Source organism: Actinomadura sp. KC216, from assembly GCF_004348535.1.
Classification (GTDB): domain Bacteria; phylum Actinomycetota; class Actinomycetes; order Streptosporangiales; family Streptosporangiaceae; genus Spirillospora.
Genome location: NZ_SMJX01000563.1, coordinates 1 through 2,485 on the forward strand (window position 1 = coordinate 1; position 2,485 = coordinate 2,485).

The 2,485-nt window shown below is 67.7% G+C and carries 2 protein-coding genes; both read right to left on the reverse strand.

Features of this window, described 5'->3' with window-relative positions:
* Positions 1–361: 361 nt before the first annotated feature.
* Positions 362–595: a DUF397 domain-containing protein gene (locus E1264_RS41945; RefSeq protein ID WP_165964664.1), complete on the reverse strand. Its 234-nt coding sequence runs from the start codon at positions 593–595 to the stop codon at positions 362–364.
* Positions 596–786: 191 nt separating this feature from the next.
* Positions 787–1,638 (reverse strand): helix-turn-helix transcriptional regulator, encoded by an 852-nt coding sequence (locus E1264_RS41950; protein WP_132183050.1) that lies wholly within the window; start codon positions 1,636–1,638, stop codon positions 787–789.
* Positions 1,639–2,485 lie beyond the last annotated feature (847 nt).

Below are 2,485 nucleotides of genomic sequence, written 5' to 3' on the forward strand. Positions count from 1 at the left end.
GGGGGACACAGCGGGCAACGCACACTCCTGGGGGTCGAACTGGGCCGCACCTTGTCGCAGACCACGACACTAATTGTGACGACCTAACTACCGTGCGGGTTCGACGGTCCGCACACCCCGATCCCGCCAAGCAACTGCCACAAACACGCCCCATCCCCGGACATCCTGGCCAAACGACACACCGAGCCCCGGCCCACAAGGACCGAGGCTCGACGCCAGATGCCCGAGGAGGGCCGTTACCGCTTCAGCTCCGCCACCAGCACCGCGAACACATCCCGCCGAACAACGGCCCAGGCTCGCGCGGGGAAGGGGAGGCCCCGACCGGGCGAAGCGGTCGAGGCCTGTTTCGTCGCCCCTCATGTCACAGGTCGTAGGCCCCGCGCTTGGTCTTCTGCAGGAAGGCCTCCCACTCACGGGGGCTGAAGTCCAGCACCGGGTCGGTGACGGGTGCGGCGTTGTCCCGGACGGCGATCGTGTGCGGTCGGCGAGCGGTCTCGACGCAGCTTTCGTTGCCGTCGCAAGCGCGGCTCTTACGCCAGCGCAAGCTGTGGACGGGCTGCTCGCCGTTGTTGCGGGGATTCTCTAGGCTGGGCATGCGGACATGCGCCTTTCTGATCAGGTGGTGGCGTGTCTGGTGATGGAGAGGCGGCGCCCCTGTAGCAGCGGGGCATCGCCTGGCGGCGGAAGGGCTCTTGCTGTCTGTGGTAGGGCGCAAGTGGCCCGTCCGCCGCCGTCGCCGGCGGACTGCGGGAGCGCGGGGTGAACCCGGTCGGCGACCGGCCCGCGCTACTGTTGATCACCGGATCTCGTGATGAGGGTCCTCAGCCGGACGTAGGCCTTGGCCCAGACGTCCAGTTCCGCGCGTGTGGCGCCGCAGCCGGCCAGGTAGGACAGGACGAGATCCTTCTTGGAGAGCTTGCCCTTCTTCCCGTCGCGGATCAGGTTGGAGTAGGACCCCGTGCTGTAGGGGTGGATCTCCAGCCCCGTCTCCGCCGTGAGCTCGGTGTTCACGTCCGAGCAGTGCTTGACGATCTCGCGCAGCGATCTCTCTCCGTGCGTGAGGTTGAAGAGCTCCAGGGCCTGGGTGAACTCGGCGACCGTCTGAACACCCATCGGGTCGATCGTTTCGATGTCCTCCTCTGTGCGGTCTTTCCTGACGGGCTGGTCGGCGGCGGGGATGCTCAGCGTGTGCCGCCGGCCGCCGGCGCCGGTGTCGCCCGCGCTGGTGGGGGGCGGCAGAGCGATCCAGAAGCTGGTGACACCCGGGCTGGAGACCCCGAGGGTCAGCAGGGTGGCCGGTAGCCGGACCGGGACGGCGGCACCGCGCGGGCCGCGCGGCCCCCCGGACCAGGGGGAGCCGGGGGAGCTGATCTGCTCGTACAGCTCTCCCGCGACGCTGAGGTCCGCCGGGTCGGCGTCCAGGACCAGGAGCACCGCCGCGACGGCGTCCCAGGAAACGCGGGTGTAGTCGCCGGCGAGCACCTGCTGCACCCTGCCCAAGGTGAGCTTGGCCCGTTCGGCGATCACTGTCTGCTCGAAGCCGGAACGCTTACGGCGCCGAACGCAGTAGATGAGCCCTCGCAGCTTCTCGCTCGGCGAGCCGTCCGCACCGAAGTGCTCGGTGAGGTGCTCCCTCACCCGCGCGATCTCGACTTCGGTTGACTTGCGTGCGCGTCCTCGCAGTTGCATATCGGTGGCGTGACGGAGAGACCGGGCCGTACAGATCACCTGCCAGCCCGAGCTCCGGGGCACGCTCCAAGGGAAGCGGAAGCGATGCCGTCGGCGCGAGTGCCCGCACCCGGGCACGCCGCATCGTCAAAGATCAGCATTGATCTCCTCTTTCTTGATCAGGAACAGCGAGATGGGAGGTCCGACGAGCGCTGCGCGCGGGGTTGTGCGCAGCCAGCGACCCGGGTTAGCGGCTCGGATCATCGACGCCCGGTGAGCCAAGAATGCCAGATCCCGAACGGAATCCTTGCTCTTTGTGGCCCTCGTCCCTTACAAGTTGATTTAGTCAGTAAACACTGCGACAACCTGCGGAAACGTCCTTAGTGTTCAGTCTTGTATAGCCTTGTTCAGTGTGGCGAGGGTCGCTGACACCGGACTGGATGTTGGCTTTAATTGGATGGCCGTCCCCTTAAATGCACGATCTGATCCCTTTTGTCCCCGGGCCATGCTCGCCGGGCACCACCCGGCCCCTGGCCTGGTCCGCGGCTTGGGCAGATCGATTGTTCGGGGGGCAGCGCAGATGGGAGCCCCCTCGAACACGCAAGTGACCCTGTTAGCGGCAGGGAAGAGGGGGCCGATGTAGGCGGGGTGCGCCAGACGACCCTCTGGCGCACCCGCGTACCGTTCCTCGCGCACGCCGCCGCGCCGGATGTCATCGACGCCCGGGTGGCGTCCAGATCCAGGCGCCGGCCGACCGCGCCCTGAGCCGGGCTCCGCGGCCGGCCAGGGCGATGGTCACCGGCCGCGAGTCCTGGTT